14 protein-coding genes and 6 tRNA genes are annotated in these 18611 nt (G+C 27.2%); 7 read left to right on the plus strand and 13 right to left on the minus strand.

Annotated features, from left to right (window positions below; genetic code table 4):
* Positions 1 to 67: 67 nt before the first annotated feature.
* From ACWXVP_RS01325 to ACWXVP_RS01370, 10 genes are all read right to left on the minus strand, one after another.
* A complete protein-coding gene (locus tag ACWXVP_RS01325; RefSeq protein ID WP_456012722.1) occupies positions 68 to 274 on the minus strand; it encodes a hypothetical protein in 207 nt (68 codons plus the stop codon).
* Between the two features lie 467 nt (positions 275 to 741).
* Positions 742 to 2067: a signal recognition particle protein gene (ffh, locus tag ACWXVP_RS01330; RefSeq protein WP_438340855.1), complete on the minus strand. Its 1326-nt coding sequence runs from the start codon at positions 2065 to 2067 to the stop codon at positions 742 to 744.
* A 1159-nt stretch (positions 2068 to 3226) separates the two neighbouring features.
* A complete protein-coding gene (locus ACWXVP_RS01335; protein ID WP_456012723.1) occupies positions 3227 to 3505 on the minus strand; it encodes a hypothetical protein in 279 nt (92 codons plus the stop codon).
* Positions 3506 to 3808 (minus strand): hypothetical protein, encoded by a 303-nt coding sequence (locus ACWXVP_RS01340; protein WP_456012725.1) that lies wholly within the window; start codon positions 3806 to 3808, stop codon positions 3506 to 3508. It abuts the gene before it with no gap.
* 707 nt (positions 3809 to 4515) lie between these two features.
* Entirely contained in the window at positions 4516 to 6216 is a 1701-nt protein-coding gene (locus tag ACWXVP_RS01345) for a hypothetical protein (RefSeq protein WP_456012727.1), read from the minus strand.
* 47 nt (positions 6217 to 6263) lie between these two features.
* Positions 6264 to 7646, minus strand: coding sequence for a hypothetical protein (locus ACWXVP_RS01350; protein ID WP_456012729.1), 1383 nt, complete (start codon positions 7644 to 7646; stop codon positions 6264 to 6266).
* Between the two features lie 266 nt (positions 7647 to 7912).
* Positions 7913 to 9046, minus strand: coding sequence for a cell division protein FtsZ (gene ftsZ, locus ACWXVP_RS01355; RefSeq protein ID WP_455966233.1), 1134 nt, complete (start codon positions 9044 to 9046; stop codon positions 7913 to 7915).
* A 66-nt stretch (positions 9047 to 9112) separates the two neighbouring features.
* Positions 9113 to 10174, minus strand: a complete 1062-nt coding sequence (locus ACWXVP_RS01360) for a hypothetical protein (protein ID WP_456012731.1) — start codon at positions 10172 to 10174, stop codon at positions 9113 to 9115.
* Positions 10175 to 10177: 3 nt separating this feature from the next.
* Positions 10178 to 11092, minus strand: coding sequence for a 16S rRNA (cytosine(1402)-N(4))-methyltransferase RsmH (gene rsmH / locus ACWXVP_RS01365; protein ID WP_438340912.1), 915 nt, complete (start codon positions 11090 to 11092; stop codon positions 10178 to 10180).
* On the minus strand, positions 11086 to 11526 hold the full coding sequence (locus ACWXVP_RS01370; RefSeq protein WP_438340860.1) for a division/cell wall cluster transcriptional repressor MraZ: 441 nt from the start codon (positions 11524 to 11526) through the stop codon (positions 11086 to 11088). Before ACWXVP_RS01370 ends, rsmH begins: the two co-directional genes overlap by 7 nt.
* 171 nt (positions 11527 to 11697) lie before the next feature.
* Between ACWXVP_RS01370 and ACWXVP_RS01375 the strand changes: the two genes are divergently transcribed.
* The 4 genes from ACWXVP_RS01375 (at position 11698) to ACWXVP_RS01390 (ending at position 12115) form a co-directional block, all read left to right on the plus strand.
* Positions 11698 to 11773 (plus strand) — tRNA-Thr (locus ACWXVP_RS01375).
* Between the two features lie 108 nt (positions 11774 to 11881).
* Positions 11882 to 11956, plus strand: a tRNA-Asn gene (locus ACWXVP_RS01380).
* Positions 11957 to 11960: 4 nt separating this feature from the next.
* Positions 11961 to 12036 (plus strand) — tRNA-Glu (locus tag ACWXVP_RS01385).
* A gap of 3 nt (positions 12037 to 12039) precedes the next feature.
* Positions 12040 to 12115, plus strand: a tRNA-Val gene (locus ACWXVP_RS01390).
* 404 nt (positions 12116 to 12519) lie between these two features.
* On the opposite strand, the gene ACWXVP_RS01395 is transcribed toward ACWXVP_RS01390, so the two are convergent.
* Positions 12520 to 12603: transfer RNA gene (locus ACWXVP_RS01395), tRNA-Leu, on the minus strand.
* Between the two features lie 5 nt (positions 12604 to 12608).
* Positions 12609 to 12684 (minus strand) — tRNA-Thr (locus ACWXVP_RS01400).
* A 348-nt stretch (positions 12685 to 13032) separates the two neighbouring features.
* Between ACWXVP_RS01400 and truB the strand changes: the two genes are divergently transcribed.
* The 3 genes from truB to ACWXVP_RS01415 are packed head-to-tail and all read left to right on the plus strand — an operon-like array spanning position 13033 to position 15602.
* Positions 13033 to 13884, plus strand: coding sequence for a tRNA pseudouridine(55) synthase TruB (gene truB / locus ACWXVP_RS01405; protein WP_444705150.1), 852 nt, complete (start codon positions 13033 to 13035; stop codon positions 13882 to 13884).
* A 9-nt stretch (positions 13885 to 13893) separates the two neighbouring features.
* A complete protein-coding gene (locus tag ACWXVP_RS01410; protein ID WP_455994175.1) occupies positions 13894 to 14700 on the plus strand; it encodes a YcsE-related riboflavin metabolism phosphatase in 807 nt (268 codons plus the stop codon).
* Between the two features lie 53 nt (positions 14701 to 14753).
* Positions 14754 to 15602 (plus strand): FAD synthase, encoded by an 849-nt coding sequence (locus tag ACWXVP_RS01415; protein ID WP_456012733.1) that lies wholly within the window; start codon positions 14754 to 14756, stop codon positions 15600 to 15602.
* A 316-nt stretch (positions 15603 to 15918) separates the two neighbouring features.
* Here the strand turns inward: ACWXVP_RS01415 and ACWXVP_RS01420 are convergent, their stop codons facing one another.
* Complete coding sequence (locus tag ACWXVP_RS01420; protein WP_456012734.1) at positions 15919 to 18555, minus strand: DEAD/DEAH box helicase family protein; 2637 nt, start codon at positions 18553 to 18555, stop codon at positions 15919 to 15921.
* Positions 18556 to 18611: the final 56 nt, after the last annotated feature.

Genomic DNA, 18611 nt, shown 5'->3' on the forward strand with positions numbered 1-18611 from the left:
GTCATGACCAATTGTTGAAGCTTTTATTTCATCAAAAACTGTAGTTAATATTTCATTAAGTTTTTCATTATCTTTGCTGCTTCTTAAGATATTTATAAAAAGATGAAAAAGGTTTGATAAAGAAACCTTTTTCATCTTTTAATTGTTCTTTAATTTCATCATCAATTTGATCATCAAAAATATCAGCATAATTAAATAAAGAGTCTGGATTAGCAGCATTTTCTGCATCATTAAAATATTTGGTAATGTTCTCAGATGTGTATCTATAAAACAATGTAATTAAAATGTATTGCTTAAAGTCTCAAGCATCAACGCTTCCCCTTAAATCTTCAGCAACTCTTCAAATTGCACTATAAAGTTTTTTTCTTTCTTATTCTCTTTTGTTATTTTTTTATTTAATTGCTTCATTCATCAATTAATTTAGTAACATATCAATTGTTTCTTTTAAAAAATCTTAACTAAATAAGAACTCACAGTAGCCAAATTAACACCTGCTTCAAAGCATTTATTAATATTAAAATCTTTTAAAAAAGGTAATATTTTGCCATCGTTTTTGGCAGGATTAAAAGCCTAACCGGCTTTTACATTTTATTTTTAGTTTTTTAAATTTTGCCAATGCAGTAGGTTAAGCATTCGTAACTAAATTGTTTACTAATAATTTATGCATTTATAAACATATACAAAAAATCTGAGCACATTTTATCTGGATTTTTTGTCCATGTTTTAATATGCCCATCTTTTTTATCCTAAAATACCATTTTTGATCTGTGGATTATTACCTAATTCCTTCATTTGTTTAGACATTCTCTCAAAATCATTTAATAACATGTTATACTCACGAGCACTTCTACCCGAGCCTTTAAGAATTCTTTCTTTTCGAGACGAATTCTTTAATAATTTAGGCATCTTTTTTTCTTGTTCAGTCATTGAATTAATTAGATATGTATAAATTTTAAACTTGTTTTCAGCTTCCTCTATTTTTTCATCGCTTACTCTGTCAGCCATTCCGGGAATTAATTTAAGAATTGCCTTCATCTTACCGAGTTTTTTAATTTGCGCAAGAGAATTCATTAGATCATTAAGATCAAACTTTCCGCTGATCATTTTATAGCCTATTTTTTTCATCATTTTTTCATCAACTTCTTCTGATGCTTTCTCAATAAGCGAAAGAACATCACCCATTCCCAAAATTCTATCTGCCATTCTATCTGGATAAAATAATTCTAGGCCAGCTATCTTTTCGCTAATCCCAATAAAGGCAATAGGAATTTGAAGAAGATGCGTTATTGATAGTGCTGCACCACCTCTTGCATCTGAATCTAATTTAGTTATGATGGTTCCATTTAAATTTAATTTTTCATGAAAAGCCTTCGCTGTATTAATAACATCTTGACCGCTCATTGAATCAATAACTAAAAATATGTAATCTGGTTTAATATTTTTTTTAATTTGTTCTAATTCATTCATTAACTCTTCATCAATTGCCAAACGTCCTGCAGTATCAACAATAACTAGGTCATTTTTATATTGTTCAGCTACTTCAATCGCTTGCTTTGCAATCAATAAGGCATCATTTTCTTTCTTTGTAAAAAAGTCGGTTTGAGTTTGCTTTGCAAGCTGTTCTAGTTGATCTCTAGCAGCGGGGCGATATATATCATCACCAACTAATAGTGGTTTTTTGAATATCCCTTTTTTTCGAAGATAAAATGATAATTTAGCGGATGTTGTAGTTTTACCCGATCCTTGTAGTCCTACCATCATAATTTTTGTTGGTATTGCCTTTGGTTTAATTTCAATAGAATTGCTACCTAATATTTTGGTTAATTCATCCTTAAAAATCTTTAAGACAGTTTGCTGCTGATTTAATTTACCTATAATTTGGCTATTTAATGCCTTCTCTTTTACTTGTTTTATAAATGATTTAACAACTTCTAAATTAACATCAGCTTCTAATAAAGCTAACTTAACTTCTCTTAAAATTTCTAAAATATCTTCTTCATTAATTGACAATTTTTTATTAATTTTATCAATTGATTTTTGTATTCTTTTTTGTATAAAATCTAGCATGTATTTATTATATTATAATAAGTTGATATAGACAAAATAAAAATACTAATACGAGATTTTTACTTATACTATCGAGTTAAATTACAATAATATTTTATTTTTTTATCTATTACATCTAAATTTAATTTTGAAAATAACAAAAAACATTTCAGCTGTTATATATCCTTATAAAAGCTAATGTTTTTAAAAATTTAAACTGTGCCACAAAAAACTGAATGGGCAGTTGAATGTAACTATTCAAATTTGTATTTTGCCACAATCTATCATTGCCCAATAACTTCATTGGTAATTCACCTAATTTATGTCAAACAATAATTAATCACACGTTGCCCTCATACAAGCAAAGGGCGCACCAATTAATTATTTCGTATTTCATAAGTGTAGCAAATTCATAATAAGCGATTTTGTAAAAATTAAGATATTCAAATTTTAAATTTTTATTGAATAACCATTTTATGGTTTTATTTTTTGCTTTTATTAAACCATTTTCTCATTATATCAAACGAAGTTATTGAAGTATCTATCTTTCATTTTCATAGCAGCATCTTAAAGATGCTTTTCTTTAGTAGCACGCTTTTTATTACTACTGAATTATGCTTTGCTAAAATCATGGGAAATTATAAATGGTGGCCTTGTTTGCTTTTTATTACTACTGAATTATGCTTTGCTAAAATGTCTTCTATGATTTGTCAATAATTAGACCGCTTGTTATTTTCTTTGCAATTTAAAAAGAAATTCCTAATGGTTTTATCTATTTTGCACATTTTTTATGGTCTGAAACGCAAATATTTAACTATTTCTCTCTTCCTAATTTCTTTATTTTATCTCATTAAGAGCAAAAAATCTAGACACAAATGCATCTAGATTTTTATATATTTTTTAACAAACCCAAACTCGTTATTATAAAAATTTAAGAACCGCCGGCAAATTTAAATAAAACCGATATAAATTTGATTGTTTTAAAATATTCCTTGCAAAGTTAAAAGAATTAAATATTTCTAATTTCTCTTTAGAAGTTTATTTAAAACAAGTCATATCCTTATTTTTAAAAAACCGATAGTTATCATCGTGATATAGGTAGCTTAAATAGAATGCAAGCTTAAAGTTTTGGCACTTTTAAGTCATCTAGTTTTTTGATAGAGATGGTTATTATTCCTTATTAACTATTTTTTTCCTTAGATTCAGGAGTACTTTGTTTATTTGCTTCAGGAGTAGTTTTTGGTGTATCTGCTTCAGGACTCTTTTGTTGTTCTTTAGATTCAGGAGTCTTTTGTTTATCCATAAGGGCTTTAAGAGATTTTAGCACATCTTCCAAATCCTCTTTTTTAATTTTTTCAATCTCAGCTAAGCTATTTTTAAATGAGTTTAATTTTAAAATTTCTTTTAGTTTCTCATTAAACATTTCTTCTAGTTCTTCATCTGTTAAGTTGCTTAGCAACTAATCTTCTTTAGGGTCTGGTTTGACTTCTGGAAGAGATGGTGATACAAGAGTGTCTTTAGTGTCCTCATCTTCTGTTCTGCCTTCTGGAAGGGTTTTTCCTAAATGTTTAATTTCTGGTTTCTTTTCTTGTTCTTTGCCTTCTTCATTCTTTTTAGAATCTTCTGGTTTCTTTTGATCATCTATTTTAGGATCACTAGGTTTTTTATCATTATTTGAACTGCAAGAAATAACAGTTGCAGCTGTTATAAAAGGTATTGAAATACTTGCTAATGTTAATAAAATTTTGTTAGATTTCTTCATGATATCTCCTTAGATAAAATTTTTATATACAAAACAAAATTATAGTTTTTTTTTTTTTTTTGCAAAATTTGGTAGCAAAATAGCAAAAATTTGTTTTTTTGTATGCCATAACATATTATTTTAACTTTACTACGAATTTGCTATTATCAAAAACATATGCAAAAATAAAGGTATCATTATCATTAACTTGTTCGTCAAATAATTATATTTATGAGAATTTTACAATTAAAATTAACTTAAAAAATGAGATAATGTTGTTTCCAATTTAAGGCATCTCTTTAATCAGACTCAGTTTCTCAGTAGACACAAATGATAAATAACAAAAAAATAACCAAACATCAGATACAAAAATTTTTTCAATTATTTTGTTGTTTGGTTATTTTTATATAATAAATTTAAATTTGCGTAATTACCATTCTCAAATCTCTTAATAAAAAGTAGGCTAGAAATTAATTTACACAAAAAATTCTTACACTTCCTTACTAAAAATATTTAAATTATGTTCCTTATTTTTATACTTAAATAGAGGGCATAGGAAAGCAAGATTACTTATGATACCTTTTTTATTTTTTTAAAAAATCAAGCTTTAAGTTAAAGTTTATTTATTTTTTTAAGCTAAACGATATCTCTTAACTTCTGAAAAAATTATTAATCTAATAGCATTTCAGCATTCCCTTAGTGAATTTATGAAATGTTTATGCATTATTTTATTCCTTCTTTGTTTTTTGGAGTTCTTTTTCTTTAACAGATACATTCTCTTCATCTGATTTTAATTCTTTTTCATTTTTTAGAATTTGTTTTTTTATATTATCACTTTCACTAAGAATATTTTTAATACTTAAATCAGCATCGTTTATTGTTTTAATTATTTCTTGATTAAGACTATAAATATCATTAAATTTATTTTTTGCTTTCTCTAATTTTTGCTGTTTTAGATTAATTTCAATAGCTATTTTTTCTAATTCATTTTGTGCTTCTTTGAGTTTATATTTTTCATTATTTAGTTTCAGTAAAGCAGCGTCATTTTTTTGCTTAGCATTTTCATATTCTTTTTGTTTTTTATTTGTTAAATTATTATTATTATTATTATTTGTTTTATTGATAGCTTTTTCAATATCTTGAAGTTTTTTTATTATTCGCTCTACTTCCTTAGTTTTTTGGCCTACATTTTCAAATAAACTTTGAACTTTATGATTAGCACTATTTAATTCATGTTGAACTTTTTGCAATTCTATATTATTCTTGTTAGCTTTTTGCACAGATGCATTTTTATTAGCAGCTAGCAGTTCACGTCTTTTATTTAAATCACTTAATTCGTTACTTTTTTGATTTAACACATCAGTTTTTAAAGAAATATCATTGTTAATACTTTCAAGCGCCTTCATTAATCTCTTATTATTCATAAAAGAATTTTGCTTTTGCACTTCAACATTACTTTTACTTTTCTCATTTTTAGCTACTTCTTTTTGCTTTTCATCCACAATTTTTTTTACGTCCCTTAGGCTTTGTTCCAATGCAGCTAAAATATCATTAGAACTATTTAATGCATTATTGGCATCTTGAATCTCTTGATTTTTTGTTATTCATTTTTCCTTAGTTAATCTTAAATTGTTTTCTGCATCTTTTCTGCGTTTTTTAGCTTCAGTGGCTTCTGCTCTTGCCAATTGTAATAATTCAAACTTATCATTCTTTTGCTTCTCTTTGATTGCTACATTAGCATCAGCTTCTTTTAGTTTCTTTTCAGATTGGGCTTTTCTTTCAATATTTTCGTCTTTTTCTTTAGTTAACTCCAACAGTCTTTTCTCTGCTTGTAATATTTTTCCATCAAAATCTCGATATTCCTTTACTACTGGCACAATTTCCTTTTCGAGTTTTTTCTTTTTTTCTTCCCATTCTGCCAATTCTTTTTGTGCCCTTTCATAATCTTTCTCAATACTACTCTTTTCGGATTGAAGTCGATCAATTATCTCTCAAATTCTATCCTCCGCCGCAACTCCTCCATCACCAATACCAGTATCAGATCCATTGGCCTCAGCAATTCTATCTAATGTTTCATGATAATCACTTATATTTTTATTATATGAATCAATTAGTTTCTTATTTTTTTCAACCAATTCAGATAATTCTCCGATCTTGATTCTCATAGATGTACGATTATTTCCTAGTTCAACTAGGTTATTTTCTAATAATTTTTTTTGATTAGTAAATTCAGCTATATCTAATTTTTTTTGTTTTATTTCTTCTAAATTTTGCTTAATTCTTTTTTCGATATTTATAGAACTTTCAGCAGCACCATCTTTAAGATCATTTGCGAGTTTTAAATTTTGTTTCAAAATTTCATATTCAATGTTTAACTGGTTAGCATAACGATCTTTATCGATTTCATCATTTTTAATATCAGCAATCAATTTTTCTATTTTCTTAATGGTTCCATCAACTAATTTTATTTCATTACCTAGTTTATTAATCTCTTCATTTTTTGCTTTTTATTTTTTTTAATTTCATCTAATTGTGTTTGTAAGTTATTTTGTGTATCTTGAGCTTGTTTCAATAATCTTTTTGATTCTTCCAATTCATTATTTATTTGATTAAAATTTTGCTCTTTTTCTTGATATTCGCGTTTAGAATTTTCAATTTGTTTTAAGATGTTTTTTTGATTGTCCTTTGCTTTTACTAGATTATTATTTGCTTTCTCTAATTCTTTAAAAATACGACCTGCGTCAATGGAAATTTCTTCTTCAAGTCTACTTGCTTCTTGAACTTGATTGTTTAATTCAATATTTGTAGAAATAAGACTATTCAGTTTTTGAGTTGTCTCACTTACTTCCTGTTTTGCATCATTAAGTTGTTTATTTGCTTGATCTAGTTGTTTTTGAGCATTATTTAATTCATTATTTATTCTATTTTTATCACTATTAAGAGCAATTATAGTATTATTAGCTTTTTCTGATTCTTTTTTAGCTTCTTCTAATTCCTTAGTTTTCTTTGCTAAATCATTATCTATATCAATAGCGTTAGAAGTTGAGGATTCAACGCTTTCTTGAGCATTTTTAACCTTATTTTTAGCTTTTTCTAGTTTTCTATTTGCTTCATTTAATTCTTTGGTTAGTTTATCTAACTCATTATTCGCATAAATAACGCTATTTTCTAATTCTTGTTTATTTTGCTCAGCATCTTTTTTTGATTTTTCAAGCGCTTTTATTTTTTCTTTAATAAGTTGAAGTTGTTTTTCCAAAGCTTCCTTATTTTTCCTGGTTTTATTTAGTTTTTCATTAGCCTTGTTTAATTCTTCTGTCTTAGAAATTACATCCCTGTTTTTTAATAAATCATTTTGCTTTGCTTTCTCTAGTTCGCTGTTTGTTTTATCTAATTCATCTTGTGAATATTTTTGCTCAGCTTTTAAGGTTTTAAATTGATGAATAAAAACAATTTTATTATTATAAACCATCTGAAATTCATAATCAGTATTAGGAGATAACGGTTTCTCATTATTTATCCCAAAATGCATATTTTCGCTATTTTTTCCGACTGTGTGAGACTTTCTAACTATTTCATATGGTGTTTTTTTGGCATAAAATAAAACTAAAAATGTTCTATCCATATTATCATTTTCATCAATATTTTTCAAATTAAACACTGCTGAGTTTGAAGCAATTTTCTGGTCCATTATTTTTAAACCTTTAATATCATTTGTGCTATTAACTCCATTTTTATTGGCATTTAAGAAATAATAAGCAACCAAAGCGCCTGTTGCAACAATTGATAGTGAAAGGGATAAAGCTAAAATAATGTTGCCACGTCTTTTCTTTTTTTGTTTGTTTTCGCTGGTGTTTTCCATAAATTTATACTCTTTCTTTTTTTAAGCTATCATTTTCAAATATTTTTCAATTTTTATAGGTTATATGTTACATTTTTTTTTTTTTTTTCGCAAAGTTGCTTATTTTGTAAGGCTATCATTATTTATAATAATGATAAAATTTGTATATGTTTTAGCTTATTTATCCAATATATTCATGCTTTTTAACCCTGGGTAATAAAAAAGAGGCAACTGCCTCTCTCTAAAATAATTTACTTTTAAAACAGGAATTCTTACATCTTCTTACTTTAAAATTTATTGTAAATAATTTCATTGCTTTCATCATCATTTGAATATTTATTATTCAAATGGGATTTAGATTTAGATGAATCAAAACCTGAAATTGTCAAATATTCTTGTGTATCATCATCTGTATGATTTTCGATTTCACTATTTGTGAGTTTAAAATCATTTTCTTCTTTATTGTTGGTTCTATTTATTCCTGTAGCAATTACAGATACATAAATTTCACCAAGTTTTTCTGCTTCTTCATTAGCAGGAGAACCAACGCCAAATATAACATCAATATTTTCGCCAGCAACATTCTTTAAAACATCAATTGCGGCCTCAAAATCATTGATAGTACTATTTCTTGATGACGAAAAATAAACTATTGCTTTAGTGATACCTTTTATATTACTTTCCAAAATAGGACTACTTATCGCATTATGCATTGCTTTCTGCGCCGCATTTTCACCAGTTGATTGTCCGATTCCTACAATGGTTTCACCACTGTTTTTAATTAACGTTTCTAGGTCGGCTAAGTCTAAATTAATCAAACCAGGTACAGCTATAATATCGACAACAGTTCTAATAAATTGCTTAACAATATTATCTGCAACCTTAAAAGCATCCTTAAAAGAAATTTCGCCAAAAGATTCTTTCAATTTATCATTTGAAATAATAATATAAGAATCTACATTTTTCTTTAATTCTTCAATCCCTTGGAGTGCAATCTGACTTCGCTTTTTTCCTTCAAATGAAAAGGGTGTAGTTACAATTGCTATTACCAAAGAATTTTGTTCTTTAGCTAATTTGGCAATCACAGGAGCTGCTCCAGTACCGGTGCCGCCACCCATCCCAGCAGTAATAACTACTAGGCTAGCATTTTTTATCTTTTCCTTTATTTCATGTGTTGAATGCTCGGCAGCTTGTCTTCCAATTTCTGGATTAGCACCAGCCCCGATACCTTTTTTATCACCTAATTGTAGTGTTAGTGATTTATCAAATTTATCTAGAATTTGTCTATCTGTATTTGCAACAACAAATTCTAATCCATCAATTTTTGTATCAAGAAGACTTTGAATACTATTATTTCCACCACCACCAACACCGATAACCTTAATATTAGCAACGGAATTGAAATTTTCAAATTCTGGCATGGCAGTACTCCTTACTTTTTTCTACTTTATCTTTAATTTAACTAAATTATATAAATAAAATTGAGTTTATTTTTTGTAATTAAAAGAATATCCTTTTTCCTCTCGTTTATTTACGTCTAAAATAAATAATTCAGAGGTTATAGTCATTTCTTTAATAGTATTTTGTCTTTTGTTAACAAGATTAATAATTCCCATCATTTCATAACTAATAACATCAATTGCGCAATAAGCTTTGTCTGATAAATAACTTAAAATTTTAAGGTTTTTAAACGCTTTTATGGTTTCTAGGAATTTGCTATTACTTACATTAAAATTAACTTTTATATTAATATCTTTTATATTTTTTAAAAAAGATTCAACATAATCATTAATTTTTTTTAAATAATATCCAAGAACTTTTTTAAATAATAAATTATTGCCAGAATTTAAGTTACATTGCCATAAATTAAATTTAGTATAAGCTATTTTTTTGGTAGTTTTCAATTGTTTAGCAATGAATTCAATTAAATAATCTATTCCTAAATTAACATTTTTTTTAATTATAACTACATCATTTTTTAAAACATTTAATTTCAAGCTGTAATCATCTAAATAAATTTGGGTAGCTATTCCAGAATCTCTTTGTTGATTAAAATAAATATTTTTAAGAAATTCATAGTCATAAATTTTTAAAATATTTAGGTTATTTTTCTTAAATAGATTAAAAATGTTTTTAGCAACATTTCATTCTAAAAGATTAAGACTTATTAATTGATTGTTATTATCATTATTTAGATATGAGTAATCAAATAAGTAATTACTATTTGATTTTTCTAAGTAGTATAGTTTCTTAGCTAATTCATAATTAGTTAGCTTTTGATTACTTTTATTAGAAATTATTTTCTTATTAATTTTCAAAAAAGGTGAATCTTGAATAATTACAACAACATTTTTTATTGTCAAAGATATGGTTGCTTCAATTTCTTTTTTAGTTTTACAAATAAATGAATCTAACTCAAATAGGTTAAAAATTGTGCTACTAATGCTTCTTTTATAAATCAAAATATTTCCAAAAGAATTTTGCTCTATAACCTCAACAGAAAAACTGCTGACCTCAAATTTGTATGCTATAATAACACTTTTCTTCATAAATTAACCTATTTTTGTTATCACTCTCATTTTTGCGCTACGTGATCTCTTATTATTCTCAAATTCGCTTTGAGAAGGAAAAATAATTTTTTGTTTTCACTTTAATTCAGTCTGAACTGGCAATCTTTTTAATTTAGGATCTACATAATTTAAATTTTGAAAGAATCTTTTGACTTTTGCATCTTCCTTGCTATGAAAGGTTATAATAGCTAACTTGCCGTTAACATTTAATAAATCTATAACCTGATTTAGCAAATCATCTAATGCATTTAATTCATCATTAACCGCAATCCTTAAGGCTTGAAATACAGCCTTCGATGGATTCTTTTGTCTAACAATTTTGGCTGGTAATGCTTTTTTAATAATTTCATTTAATTCAAAAGAAGTACTAATTGGTCTATTTTTAACAATTGATTTCGCAACTATTCTTGCTAGCTTTACATCACCATAATCGTATAAAATTTGTGCAATTTTATCTTCTTCTCACTCATTGACTATTATATGTGCATTAAGTTCTGCATCCAAATCCATTCTCATATCCAGTTTTGTATCCTGTGAATATGAAAAACCTCTTCTAGCATCATCTAGTTGTGGACTAGATACACCTAGATCAACTAAGATTCCATCAACTTTTTCAATATTAAGTTTCGCTAATTCTTCTTTCAAGAATCTAAAATCACTCTTAACTAATATAAAAAGGTCACTCACTAATTTTAATTTTTGTTCGGAATCACGTATTGCTTCAATATCTTTATCAAAGCAAATAAGTCTCCCGTTACCTTGGTCTTTTATTTTTTTTAAAATTTCAACACTATGTCCAGCTCTTCCTAAAGTTAAATCAAGATAAATCCCATTTGGCTTAATGTCTAATGAGTTAACTACTTCATTTAGCAAAACAGGAATATGTTTTTCTATAATTTAACCCCTTGTTCAAATAATTTCTGAGCTAGATTATTAATGTCAATTTCATCTTCGAAATATCTTTCTTTTGCATCATAAACTTCTTTTGCAAAAAGTTCACAGGTGTTTCCTGATCCGATGAAGACAACATCCTTTTTGATAGTGGTTTTAAAAGCTAAATGTTTCGGAATAATAATACGATTTGACTTATCTGGCACAACTAATTCTGTATTTGCAAAGATAAATCTACTTAATTCTCTCAAATCTCTATTAAGCAAATTATTATCCTCAAGTTTAGATTTTAGTTTTTCAAACTCAACCTTATCTCTCAAAACTAATTGTTTGTCAAAACCAATTGTGATAAAAAATTCTTTTCCTAAATCATTAAGTATTTTAGGCGGAATGACAACTCTTAACTTGTCATCTAAGCTTCGCTCGTATTTACCATACATTTCCACTTCCTCCCACTATCAACCAAATTTTACTATTTTTATAAACTATTTTTTGAAAAAAGTATTTTTTTAATAAAAAGCGACAAGTTTATATTTTTTAAAATTAACAAATGAATAATTAATAATTTAGAAAATTACTTTTTTACTAAAATTTGCTAAAATAATTTACATGCTGGTTTAGCTCAGATGGTAGAGCAACTGATTCGTAATCAGTGGGTCGGGGGTTCGATACCTCTAACCAGCACCATAATTGCCGATAATACGAGATATGATGGTGCTTATATAAATAAATTAAAAATTTTTATTAAGAAATATTTTTTTAGGTTATAATAATTAAGCATTTACTTATATGAGTGCCGACTTAGCTCAGCGGTAGAGCAGCTGGCTGTTAACCAGTTGGTCGTTGGTTCAATCCCAATAGTCGGCGCCAGTATGGCCCTATGGTGAAGTGGTTAACACATATGGTTTTCATCCATACATGCGTGGGTTCGAGTCCCGCTAGGGTCACCATTTGGAGAATTAGCTCAGTTGGGAGAGCATCGCCCTTACAAGGCGAGGGTCGTGGGTTCGAGCCCCTCATTCTCCACCATTTGTAAATCACCAATAAAAAATGCCTTCACGGCATTTTTTTTATGCTTTATTTGTTATCCACTAATTTAAGCGCATAACAAATAAACCAACATAATAAGATTTTTAACTATAAAAAAAGTAATTCCAATTACCGCAATGAATTATCATATATGAAATAATTGCATCAATATAAAAATCACAAGCACCCAAACTAACTGCTTTAAAATTCAATTTATGCTCTAAATTCTTAAGGGTTTTATATTGGCTGCCAATGCCTGAAAACATTTCAAATAATTTTATTTTCCTCATAACATATTAAGTTTAGCGCGCAATTTGAATTATATTAATTATTTTTTCATTATAAAATTTAAAATAAAAAAAGAAAGGCATTTATAACCTTTCTAAACAACATATTTAATGATATGGTGCGCGAGGAGGGACTTGAACCCTCACGCCGGAAGCATTAGTGCCTAAAACTAACGTGTCTGCCAATTTCACCACTCGCGCATATATGGTGCCGTTTATAGGACTTGAACCTACGACCTACTGATTACAAGTCAGTTGCTCTGCCAACTGAGCTAAAACGGCTTACTTATTTAATGCTATATTATTATATATAATTTTTTTGTTATTTAATAAAAAAAGTAGCATATATTTTAATTTTTTGAAATATGATTCAAAACACCTATTTTTATTTTATACACTTTTATAAATTAGTAAATTAGTGTTTTTTATAAAATAAAGAGATATTTTTTAACTAGCAAATCAAGTAAAACTTGTCTCATGATAAATATGGTAATCTTCGTTAATACATAAATCCAACACTTAATTTAAAAACTAAGAAGATAAAGCTTTTGATATTCAGTTATCTCATCAATAACCCCTTCAATTGATTAAATAATTTAAAAATGATATAATAAATTACATTGAGGAAAAATGTTTTTTAAGATTAATAAAAAAAGAGGAGAATCAAGTTTTTTTGCAATTAAAAAATTTGCAAAAGAACATAATATTAAAAAGATTGGTCATAGCGGTACTCTTGATCCGTTAGCCCAAGGTCTTTTAATAGTTGCTAGTGATGATGATACAAAAGTTTTGCCATGACTTATTAATGATACAAAACAGTATTTTGTTGAAGCTTCACTTCATTGCTCTTCTAAAAGTTATGATGAAGGTGAAGAAGTTATTTTTTTAAAAAATAAAAAAATGATTACCAAGGAGCAATTAGAAAATGCGCTAAAACATTTTAAAAATCAAACCAAACAAATTCCTCCAGTTTTTTCGGCCAAAAAAATAAATGGACAAAGAAGTTATGATTTAGCTAGAAAAAACATAGATTTTTCATTAGCAGAATGTAATATTAAAATACACAACTTGGAGTTAATAGATTTTAACTATCAAAAACAATCATTCATCATTAGGACAAAAGTATCAAAAGGAACTTACATAAGGTCATTAATTCATGATATTGGAACATATCTTGAAACGGATGCTGTTGTAAATATTTTAAAGCGAGAGAAAATTGGGAATATCAAATTAAATGAAAGTCTCGATTTTGAGCAAATCAATAACATAAACTCTCTTTTTAGAGTAAAATTATATACACTTACACATTTTGAAGTGAAATTAATAAAGTCAAAATCGGTTTTTTTCGATAGATTTAAAAACTTTAACGGAAAAGGCCTTTTTACATTTAATAATCAAATAATTGGTTGAGGACAAATAAATAACGGTTTCATAACCTTCGACAAGGTTTTATTCAACCGTATATTTTCATTGCCTAGTTAAGAGGTTAAAATGAATAACAAGTACAAGATGGTTGTGTTTGATATAGACGGTACATTGCTACCATTCGGCATAGATGAACTTTCTCTAAGAATGAAAGAAATGTTTCGCAAATTAAAAGATGCAGGTTATATTAATGTGCTTTGTTCAGGACGTGATATTTTTACAGTCGGAAAACAAATACATAATCCATATGTTGATTATTTTATTGGTGCAAATGGAACATTTATTTTAGATTTAAAAACTAATGAATACATATTTGAACAAACTATTGATTATAATGATTTTGTAAAGTTCAGATTATTTGCTAATGAAAGAAAGATACCATTTTCATTTGTAGGATATAAATGGGGCTATTATAATGATTTATTTAATCTAAATCACTGATTCTATCTACCTTATAAAGATAAATTTATATCAGAAAAAGAATTCGAAACAAAAAATGATAAAAACTATCTAATCACTGTTAGCACAAATAATCCCGAATATTGATCTAAGCAACTTAATATTTTATTCGAACACCATAATATGAATATGTGAGTTTTAGCAACATGACCTGGGGGAATATTTCTTTCAGCTAAAGGCATTACCAAGGCCGTGGGTCTAGAAGTATTGGGCAAACTGCTGGATATTAAGCCAAGTGAAATGGTTGCATTTGGTGATTCTGAAAATGACATTGAGATGCTAAAACTAGTTGGTTTAGGAATAGCTATGGGAAATGGAGAAGATACCACTAAAAATGTTGCTAATGAAATATGTTTACCTGTTACCGAAGATGGACCATATTTCAAACTAAAAGAAAAAGGATTTTACGAGTAATCGTAAAATTTTTATTTATTTTTAAAATTATTAATTAAAGTAAAATTATTAATATGAAAATTTTTGAATGAAATTTTAAACAAATTTTTGAAATAAATAATGACTTAATTATGGTTTTAGGCAGTTTTGAAACTCTTCATCTAGGACACTATGAATTAATCAAAATTGCAAAGGACCTAAAAAATTCAGGGGCAAATTACAAATTAGCAATTATGCTATTTAACCAACCATATAAAAAGTCGAAAATACATGAAAGCAAGGCCTTCCAAGTCCAAACAAGACTATATACATTATTTAATTTAGGATTCGATTTCGTATTTTTAGTTGATGTTAATGAAGATACAATGAATGTTTCACATTATGACTTTTGCAATAATTTAAAAAATAATAACGTTAAATATGTTGTATGCGGTAATGATTTTTATTTTGGCTTTCGTAGAAGTGGCGATGTTAATTACCTTAAAAAAAATTTTGAAGTCTATACAGCAAACGAACGAAAGATTAATAAAAGAAAAATTTCCTCAACATTAATAAATGAATTAATTGATGAAGGCAACATTTCGGCAATAAATAATCTACTTATTGAAAAATATGCCTTTATTACTAATTTTGAGAAATTTCATTTTAAATATCCTGAAAATATCAAAAAAATTAAATCAGGAATTTATATTACAAACGTTGTAATTAATGATATAGAATATCACGGTTTAGTTAAAATTGGTATAAAAAATGATGAAGGTTTTGATAACGTTGCCTATCTTTTAGATCTTGATATAATTCCAAGCAAGTATCAAGAAATATTTGTCGAGTTTGAAGCATTAATAAGATATATCAGTCTTAATCATGAAAATAAAATTCAAGACAGCGATATACAAATTGCCAAAAAATGATTTGCTAAATAAATTAAATTTGGATACTGTGGATAATTTTGTATAAATCAGTCTCAAACTTATTTTGAAGGTAATATAGAAAATTTTGTGTAAATTTATCTCTGGCTTACTTTTTATAGTAAGAGATTTTTGAGATTAGCAATTACGAAAATCTAAATTTATTATGCAAAAAACAACCAAACAACATGACAAAATTGGAGAATTTTTCTTCCAAATATGTTGTTTGGTGGTACTGTAGATAATTTGGTGTAAAAATCTTCTGTTAAATATTTGCTATTTAGTGATCTCTACACAAAATTATCTACGATAGCATTTTAAAGCACGAGTGCTATAGACTTTCAATAAAATCATCAAATTTTTGACTAAATTCGGTGGTTTTTAATTTATTGAAAAAAGGCATACCAATAACTCTTCAATTACCATTATTTGGCATAAGATTGATGCCGCTGTTTATCAAGCTCAATAAATTCGCTTTCCAATTATCATGTTCGATTAGATGTGTACCTTTAGGTTCGACAAATACTTGCGAACTTATTTTATTGGTTTTGAAATAAAGAAGAAAATCAGGTTCAAAACGATCACCACTATCAAAATCATAAAGTGCAAGATCACTAAAACGTTCATTTCTAACTAAATAGAATTCAATATTTTTGTTTTCGAGTCGCTTTGCATAGTTATCACTAAATCATTTGACAAATTCTTTTTCTTCACTTGTTCCATAATTTTCATTAAAAACATATCATTTTTTAGAACTAAGATCCATTCTAAGTTTTTCGCTTGCTTTACTTTGAGGGTTACCATTTCCGTCTTCATCCTCAACATTAGCAACATATATTAATTTATCTTCAATAACATCTTTAAGATATTTAGGACGTAGAACTTTTTCACCTACACTTGCATCTTTGAGCGAATAAAGATAATTTTCAATTTGTTTAAATGCATCCATAACAGCACTAAAAATATCTCTTCCACTTATTTTTGCTTTCGAGTCATTAGACTTAAAGATAATTTTAACATTTGAACCTAGATAATCAGATGAAGTTAAAAATTCTTGAAGTGATTTAAGATTAGAAAACTTAGATTTTAGAAAATCAAACTTCAGTGTTTCAAAATAAAGCGCACAGCCCTCAAGAATGTGATATTCAACATCTTGAAGATTAAGTTGTTGAACAATTTTAAGTTCTTCTATTTCATTATCTGATTGTGTGTCTAAATCAAAAAGTTTTTCCTCATTAGCCTTAATTTGTTTAACTTTAAAATCAATAGTTTTAGTAAAATTAACTTTATCTTGCTCGCTTGGCATACTATTTTGTTTTGGAACTCTTTTGTTAGTTCAAACTAAAGCATTTTGAAAAAATTCTGAATTTTTAAATTCTTCTTTAAGTTTAATTTCAACTACTTTACCATTATCATCATCAATAAGACCAGTTTGTTTAAGTGTATTTTGAAGGTCATTGATATAGCGTGAATCGTTTTTGCAGTGGTAATAAAGAGTTTCTAGAACACGATATTTATTGCTTAAGTCTGCATCGAATTTTCGTTTGTTTCGATTTTGTTCATCATTGTTATACACAAAAGGACAATAACGGGCTCCACGTCCAATTAATTGAGCTTCTTTAATTGTATACTTGTTGGTTTTTACACGTGTATTTTCTTGACGTTCATCATGCAGTCTAACAATGTCAAAAAGGTTAAGTACATCTCAACCCTCATTTAGTTGATCAACTACAAAAATACCTCGCAAGACATTGTCTTTATCTTCCAACGTATTGAGTAACATTTGCATTTGTGCATCAATTGCGCTTTCAGCGGATGAGTTAATAATGACTAGTGTTTGCTCACGAAAACTTTCTTTAAGTAGATTAACTAATAATTGATAGTCTTGATGTCCTAAATTTTTAAAGTAACTAAGACTTTGCTTCATAATCGGAATATCAATAGTTTCAAGAGCCAATATGTCTTCAATGCTTAGTTTTTGAATTTTTTGCTTAAACTCTTCAAAAAACTTTTTACTTTCTACAATTGTTTTTGACTTAAATAAAACCACAGGTTTTATTTCTAAGCCTAAATCATTAAAAAGCATATGACGATATTCACTAATAATTAATGCTATAAGCGATCTTTGTCAATATGTTGTCTCAGAACTTATGTTTTGAAAGTTTTTGGTTCATTTTTCGTCTCTAAAAGTTTTGAGAGGATAGTCAAAAATCAGTTTATCAGCGTATTTTTTATTAATATCTTCATTATTAAGACCTGCAGTTGCACTAAATTCAAGTAAAAGCGATTCGGGATGTTTATTATATAAACTAATTACAGTGTTTTCCCAAGAAGGTTCTTCAAATATCTCGGGTTTTTGTACTTTACTTTTGGCTTTTGTGCTTGCATTTAGATGATGAGATTCATCGCTAATAAATACTACTTTATGATTGCTAAAATCATATTCACTCATAGCATTTTCGCGTGGACTAATAATGTCATTATGTAATTTTTGAATGGTTGTAAAACATATATTAATTAAGTCTTTATCAATGTTTGAAGCTTGAAAATTATCAACAATATTGATTTTTATTGTTTTATTGAAGCATTTTAAAGGCGAAGCAAATAAATATTTTGAACTTGCTGGATTTGCAAAGTTTTCTTTAGTTTTTTCAAGAATATTGGTTTGTGATACAAAGAAAATAAAGTTTCTATAACCTTGTTGATATAAAAATAGAATTAAAGCAGCCATTATTACTGTCTTTCCACTCCCTGTTGCCATTTGGAATAGGTTGTGTATTTTATCTTGAGTACGTAATTTTGTATTACCTTCATCAAGATAATACAAAATAAATGACTGAATTGCTCTAGTTTGGTAATCTCTCAATTTAATTTTAGGATTTAGTCCATTTACAATAAATGTGTCAAGGTCTTTAGGTGGAAAATAATCTAATATATTTTTTAATTTATCAGCTAAATTATTATTCATTCTCTACCTCATAAAATGATTTACTAAATTGTTTGTCATCTTCACTAATTCCATAT

It is taken from the genome of Mycoplasma sp. 1781 (genome assembly GCF_053851675.1).